This window comes from Stenotrophomonas sp. (genome assembly GCF_031995405.1).
Lineage (GTDB): Bacteria > Pseudomonadota > Gammaproteobacteria > Xanthomonadales > Xanthomonadaceae > Stenotrophomonas.
The window spans coordinates 1-6,691 of sequence record NZ_DAMAGC010000173.1; the positions used below are offsets into that span (position 1 = coordinate 1).

The following is a 6,691-nucleotide window of genomic DNA, read 5'->3' on the forward strand; positions in this document are numbered from 1 at the left end:
GGGGGTGGGGGTGGGGGTGGGGGTGGGTAGAGCCGAGCCATGCTCGGCTTGCTTTGGCTCGGCTTGCTTTGGCTCGGCTTGGCCTGCCTTGGCTTGGCTCGGCTTTCCTTGCACCCATGGCACGGTCGGTGAGCCAAGCCGAGCATGGCTCGGCTCTACGCCCCATGGCGCGGTCGGTGCACGCAGCCGAGCATGGCTCGGCTCTACCCCCCCCCATGGCGCGGTCGGTGCGCGCAGCCGAGCATGGCTCGGCTCTACACCCATGGCGCGGTCGGTGCACGCAGCCGAGCATGGCTCGGCTCTACCCCCGTGGCGCGGTTGGTGCGCGCAGCCGAGCATGGCTCGGCTCTACGCCCTCATGGCGCGGTTGGTGCGCGCAGCCGAGCATGGCTCGGCTCTACGCCTCCCTCCGGGACCGGTCAGTCGGCCCAGCGGCCCACGGCGGTGGACTGCGGCAGCACCTGCGCCGACAGCGGGCGGTCGTTCTCCAGCAGGTTGACCGCATCGGACAGAATCGACGCCGACTCGCGCAGGAGCGGGTCCGGACGCTTCTCGGCGGCCTTTTCGCGGGCGGCATCCTTGACGATGTCGCGCTCGTTGCCGGTCAGGCCGTCGTCATTGCTGTCGTCGGCCAGCGGGTCCAGGTCCAGGCCCAGCTGCTTGCGGATCGCCTGGCGCTCGGTACGCTGTTTGTCCTGCTTCTCACGCTCGGCGCGGCGCTCGGCCTCGTTGAGCGAGATGTACTTCTTGGCCTTCTCGGCGCGGAACTGTTCCACGTCTTCGTTCCACCACTGGAATTCCTTGTCGGCGGCAATGCGCGCGGCATGGCGGGTTTCCAGCTTGGGCAACAGCGGACCGAAGTTGCCGTACTGGGTATGCGGCACCGAGGCGATGCGGGTCCACGGCAGGGCGTTGTCGTAGGTGCTTTCGCCGTACTCGCTTGCATCCACGCTGGCCGGGAAGGCCAGGTCCGGCACCACGCCCTTGTGCTGGGTGCTGCTGCCACTGACGCGGAAGAACTGCGCGATGGTCAGCTTGACCTGCCCGTAGCGCTGGGTCTCCCCGCTCGGCCAACGGTCCAGGTCGACGATGTTCTGCACGGTGCCCTTGCCGAAGGTGGTCTCACCGATCACCAGGCCACGACCGTAGTCCTGGATGGCACCGGCGAAGATTTCCGACGCCGACGCCGAACCACGGTTGATCAACACCGCCAGCGGGCCGTCCCACGCCACCGCTTCACTGCGGTCGCTGTTGACGGTGACGCGGCCACCGGACTCGCGCACCTGCACCACCGGGCCCTGTTCGATGAACAGGCCGGTCAGCTCGATCGCCTCGTCCAGCGAACCACCGCCGTTGTTGCGCAGGTCCAGCACCACGCCATCGAGCTTGTCGGCCTTGAAACCGGCCAGCAGCTTGGCCACGTCACGGGTAGCCGAGGCGTAGTCGGTCGCGTTGCGGCGACGGCCTTCGAAGTCCTGGTAGAACGTGGGCAGCTTGATCACACCGACCTTGCGGGCCGGCTCACCGTCCTTGGCCGGGATGGTCAGGGTTTCGCCCTTGGCGGCCTGTTCGGCCAGGCGCACCTTCTGGCGGGTCAGCACCAGCGTGTGGTGCTTGCCGTCCACGCCCTCTTCGGCCGGAATGAATTCCAGCCGCACCTGGGTGTCCTTCTTGCCCCGGATCTTGGCCACCACGTCATCGATGCGCCAGCCGATCACATCCTCGATCGGCCCGGACTTGCCCTGGCCGACACCGACGATGCGATCGCCTGCCTTGAGCGTGCCGTTGACCGCCACCGGACCGCCGGCGATGACCTCGCGGATCACCACCATGTCGTCCTGCCGCTGCAGCTGCGCGCCGATGCCTTCCAGCGACAGCGACATCGCCTGGTTGAAGTTCTCGGCCGTGCGCGGGGTGAAGTAATCGGTGTGCGGATCGACCGCGCTGGTGTACGAATTGAGGAAGAACTGGAACACGTCCTCGCCCTTCAACTCATTGACCGACTTTTCCAGCGTCGCATACCGCTTGTCCAGCGTCTTGCGGATCTCCGCCGGCTGCTTGCCTGCCAGCTTCAGCCGCAGCCAATCGTTCTTGACCGACTTGCGCCACAGATCGTCCAGCTCGGCGTTGCTCGCCGCCCACGGCACGTCCTTGCGGTCGTATTCGAACTTTTCATCGGTGCTGAAATCGAAATCCTGCTTGAGCAGCTTCCGCGCATACCCGATGCGCTCGCCCACGCGCTGCTTGTACACCGCAAACACCTGGAACGCCGGCTCCAGCTCACCGCCGCGGATCGCCGTGGCGATATTCGCCTCGAACGGCGCAAAGCGCGTCACATCGGCCTGGGTGAAGAACTGCTTGCTGCCATCCAGCGCTTCCAGGTACCGCTTGAACACGTCCTTGGAGGTCGCCGCATCCAGCGCGCGCGGCCGATAGGCATAGCGGCTGTCGGAGAGCAGTCCGTAGACCAGCTTGGAGGTGGTCACCTGGTCGGGCGTCGCCGCCGACGGCAGGGCCGGCGAATCAGCGTAGGCGGCCAGTGCCAGCGGCGCGGTAAGCGCCAGGGCCATCAGGAATGCGGGGGCTTTGAATTTCATCGACTTGCTCATGGCACCTTGCCAACGGGGAGACTGCGTGCGGATCAGACCACACGACAGTGCCGAAAGTTGCGGGGTTTGTCATCCATCCCCGCGCAACGGGGATTTCCAGCCTAAACCGGGGCCTGTAGCAAATTGTGAATGGCACAGGGGAAGGCAGCGGCTGCCAACCGCTGGAGGCTGGACGGACGGCAAAGGGGGGTCGGGCGGAGAGGAACGAAAGGCGCAGAGCCACACGCCCAGCGACGGAGGTTGCTACCGGGACGGAAGAGAATCGTTCAGAAATGTACCCGACACCGGCCGGCATCTACCGGGTCAACCGGGATCTGCCGCGCCCATGGGCTGGGGCGCACTGGCCCCGGCGGGTTGGGCCGGACGCCCAACCCCGGTCCTGCGCTGCTTCAAAGCCTCAGGCTTCGAAAGCCTCAGGCAACGCCCGCACCCTTGGCCTGCACATCGGCATGGTACGAAGAACGCACCATCGGCCCCGAGGCCACATGGCTGAAGCCCAGCTCGTAGCCGTAGACCTCGAACGCCTTGTACTCCTCCGGCGTCCAGTAACGCAGCACCGGATGATGGTGCGGCGTCGGCTGCAGGTACTGACCGATCGTGATCATGTCCACGTCGTGCGCACGCAGATCGCGCATCGTCGCGCGCACCTGCTCCAGCTCCTCGCCCAGGCCCAGCATGATCCCCGACTTCGTCGCGATCGACGGATGCTGTGCCTTGAAATTCTTCAACAGCGTCAACGACCACTGGTAATCCGCACCCGGCCGCACATTGCGGTACAGGTCCGGCACCGTCTCGATGTTGTGGTTGAACACATCCGGCGGATTGGTCGCCAGGATATCCAGCGCACGCTCCATCCGCCCCTTGCCGCGGAAGTCCGGCGTGAGTACCTCGATCCGCGTCGCCGGCGACTTCGCCCGGATCGCGCCGATGCAGTCCGCGAAATGCTGCGCACCACCATCGCGCAGATCATCGCGATCCACACTCGTCACCACCACATACTTCAGGCCCATGTCGGCCACCGTCTGCGCCAGGCTGGCCGGTTCATTGGCGTCCGGCGGCTTCGGCCGACCATGCGCGACATCGCAGAACGAACAGCGCCGCGTGCACACCTCGCCCAGGATCATGAACGTCGCCGTCCCATGACTGAAGCACTCGTGGATGTTCGGGCAGCTCGCCTCCTCGCAGACCGTCACCAACCGGTTCTCGCGCAGCTTCGCCTTCAGGGTCTGCACCGCGTTGCCCGACGGAATCCGCACCCGGATCCACGACGGCTTGCGCAGCACCGGCGCGTCGGCGAACTGCACCGGCGAGCGGCCGATCTTGTCACCGCCCAGCTGTTTGACGCCCGTCTGCAACGGTGCGGCGGACGGCGTGTCGCCCTGCACGATCTGCAGGGGAATGAGGCGAGCGGTCGATTCAGTCATGGCCTTGGTCGGCGGCGTCAGGCCGCGTCAGTCAGATCGGGCAATTCAAGGGTCGGCTGGAGGTCCAGGCCGAACTGGCGGGCCAGATGGCCCAGCAGCACCGGCGTGACGGCCGCCATGCCGGACGGTCCCCCCAAGTCTACCACCGAGGTCACCTGCAGCCCTTCGTAGCCACAGGGGTTGATGCGATGGAATGGCTCCAGGTCCATGGCCACGTTGAAGGCCAGCCCGTGGAAGGTACAGCCGCGGCGGACCCGGATGCCCAGCGCGGCGACCTTCGCCCCGCCCACATACACCCCGGGCGCCCCGTCCAGCCGTTCAGCGCCGATATTCCATTCGTCCAGCGTGTCGATGATCGCCTGCTCGATCCGGCACACGTAATCGCGCACCCCGATCCCCAGACGACGCAGCTGCAGCAGCGGGTAGACCACGATCTGCCCGGGCCCGTGATAGGTCACCTGGCCGCCACGATCCACATGCAGCACCGGGATGTCGCCCGGCGCCAGCACGTGCTCTTCCTTGCCGGCCTGGCCCAGGGTGAACACCGGATCGTGCTCGACCACCCACAGCTCATCGGCCGTGGCGTCATCGCGCGCATCGGTGAAACGCTGCATTGCATGCCAGACCGGTGCATACGCCTGCCGGCCGAGGTCGCGCACGATCGCCGGTCGTGGCGGGCGTGCACCCGGTGAAGCGGCGGTTTCGCAGGCGCTTACAGCGTCCACTTCACTTCCGGGTGGTCGCGCAGCGCGGTGTGCGCGGCATCGTACTGCTCGCGGGTGTCGGCCTTGAACACCAGCCGCACCGACACATACTTGCCGTTGGACGAGTGTTTCCAGCTGACCCGTTCGGTCAGTACTTCGACGCCGGCCAGCTCAAGCAGGCGCGGCAGTTCGCGTTCCAGCTCCATACCAGCCGCGCCCATGGCGCTGAGTTCAAACTGGCCGGGGAACTGGAAGCCGTGGTCGGGGTTGTCAGACGAGATCTCCATGACGCGATTATGGGGACGCCAGCGGCCGAACCCAAGCGCTGCATGATCGTGCCCATAGCGGCACCCAACGCGATGTGAAAATCGACCTTCACCGGCAAAACGCTCCAGTGCGTGCGCAGCGCTGGTCAGGGCGTCACACGCTGACTACGCTGCTTCGGCATAAAAACAGAACAGGTCCTGAGCGGGAATCCCATGTCGTTGAAGCCTTATGCGTTGTCGGCCGCACTCGCCGGCGTCCTGGCGCTCGTCGCCCCCGCGGTGCAGGCCGCCAACCAGTGCGGTCCCGATGCGATGCGCGAGCATCCGCCGCAGGTCAATTTCCGGGTCGACAACGATCTGTTCGGCGGCGCCGACCAGGACCAGGGCTACACCAACGGCGCGCAGATCACCTTCGTCTCGCCGAACCTGGTCGATTACACCGATGACCCCTGCCTGCCGCGGCTGGCGCGCTGGGTGAACCGCCATCTGGAGAAGCTGCACCCGGGCGAGTTCGAGCAGCAGAACATGATCTTCAGCCTGGCCCAGGGCATCTTCACGCCCACCGATTTCACCCGCAAGGACCTGATCGAAGATGATCGGCCGTACGCAGGGGTGCTGATCGGCAGCTTCGGCTACAACGCCCGGCGCGGCGACCGGCTGCAGACCACGCAGTTGGCGCTCGGCGTGGTGGGGCCATGGGCGCAGGGCGAGCAGGTGCAGAACGCGGTGCACAGCCTGCTGGGCGACGAGAAATTCCAGGGCTGGGACAACCAGCTGCACAACGAGCCGGTGTTCATGCTCACCCATGAGCGGATGCGGCGTTGGCCGGCCGATGCCAGCGAGAATGCCGGCGGCTGGGGCTGGGATGCGATCAGCCACTACGGCGGGGCGGTCGGCAACCTGGCCACCCACCTCAACGCAGGCGGTGAAGTGCGGTTTGGCTGGAAGCTGCCGGACGATTTCGGCAGTACGCCGTTGCGTCCGGCCGGCGAGAACACCGCGCCCACCCGCGGCGGGCGTCCGTCGGGCTGGTCGTGGCACATGTTCGCCACCACCGACGCGGCGTGGGTGATCCGGGATATCACGCTGGACGGCAATACGTTCCGCAACAGCCACAGCGTGGACAAGCGCCACGTGGTGGGCCAGGCCGGTTACGGCGTGGCGGTGATGCGCGGGCGCTGGAAGTTCGCCGTCGCCCGCTACCACAGCACGCGCGAGTTCGACGGGCAGAAGGAAGCCCCGGTGTTCGGCAGCTTCACCATCAGCCGGTCGCTGTAAGTTCGAGGCGGGCGTGCGTCAGGCGCCCCAGGATGACGGCTGGCGAGGCGGGGGTAATGCCGGCCGCTGGCCGGCTCCTCATGGGTCCGGACGCAGCTGCCGACGCGGCGGTCATTGGCTCCAGCGCTGGGTCGACAGCGGTCGTCGGCGGGTTGGGCGCTGGGCCCCTATGCCCTTTCCGGCGAATGTCCCCCGGCCGCAAGCGGCCTCCTCCTTTATTTCGCCTCCAAGGGCATAGGGGCCCAGCACCCAACCCACCGACAGGAGCCAGAAAAGCGCGGCTTCCACCTGCTTACCGCAAGCCGAGCCCCGTGGCGGCCGGTAGGCCCCTGGGCAAAATAAAGGAGGAGGCCGCCAGGCCGGGGGACATTTGCGCCAGGGGCCTACCGGCTGCTACGGGGCCCTCACGC

At 66.7% G+C, this 6,691-nt stretch carries 5 protein-coding genes; 1 reads left to right on the forward strand and 4 read right to left on the reverse strand.

Going from position 1 to position 6,691, the window contains the following annotated elements; all coding sequences use genetic code 11:
* Positions 1-419: 419 nt before the first annotated feature.
* The 4 genes from RTO53_RS18990 to RTO53_RS19005 all read right to left on the reverse strand — a co-directional run bounded on the left by RTO53_RS18990 (position 420) and on the right by RTO53_RS19005 (position 5,024).
* A complete protein-coding gene (locus RTO53_RS18990) occupies positions 420-2,597 on the reverse strand; it encodes a carboxy terminal-processing peptidase (RefSeq protein WP_312239239.1) in 2,178 nt (725 codons plus the stop codon).
* Between the two features lie 425 nt (positions 2,598-3,022).
* Positions 3,023-4,033 carry a lipoyl synthase gene (gene lipA, locus RTO53_RS18995; protein ID WP_312239240.1) on the reverse strand — a complete coding sequence of 337 codons (1,011 nt, stop codon included), beginning with the start codon at positions 4,031-4,033 and terminating at the stop codon, positions 3,023-3,025.
* Positions 4,034-4,050: 17 nt separating this feature from the next.
* Positions 4,051-4,758: a lipoyl(octanoyl) transferase LipB gene (gene lipB, locus RTO53_RS19000; RefSeq protein ID WP_312239241.1), complete on the reverse strand. Its 708-nt coding sequence runs from the start codon at positions 4,756-4,758 to the stop codon at positions 4,051-4,053.
* Positions 4,746-5,024, reverse strand: a complete 279-nt coding sequence (locus RTO53_RS19005) for a DUF493 family protein (RefSeq protein WP_312239242.1) — start codon at positions 5,022-5,024, stop codon at positions 4,746-4,748. The genes lipB and RTO53_RS19005 overlap by 13 nt, the downstream gene beginning before the upstream one ends.
* A 192-nt stretch (positions 5,025-5,216) precedes the next feature.
* Here RTO53_RS19005 and RTO53_RS19010 point away from each other — a divergent pair, with 192 nt between their 5' ends.
* On the forward strand, positions 5,217-6,281 hold the full coding sequence (locus RTO53_RS19010; protein ID WP_312239243.1) for a lipid A deacylase LpxR family protein: 1,065 nt from the start codon (positions 5,217-5,219) through the stop codon (positions 6,279-6,281).
* The last annotated feature ends 410 nt before the right edge of the window (positions 6,282-6,691 follow it).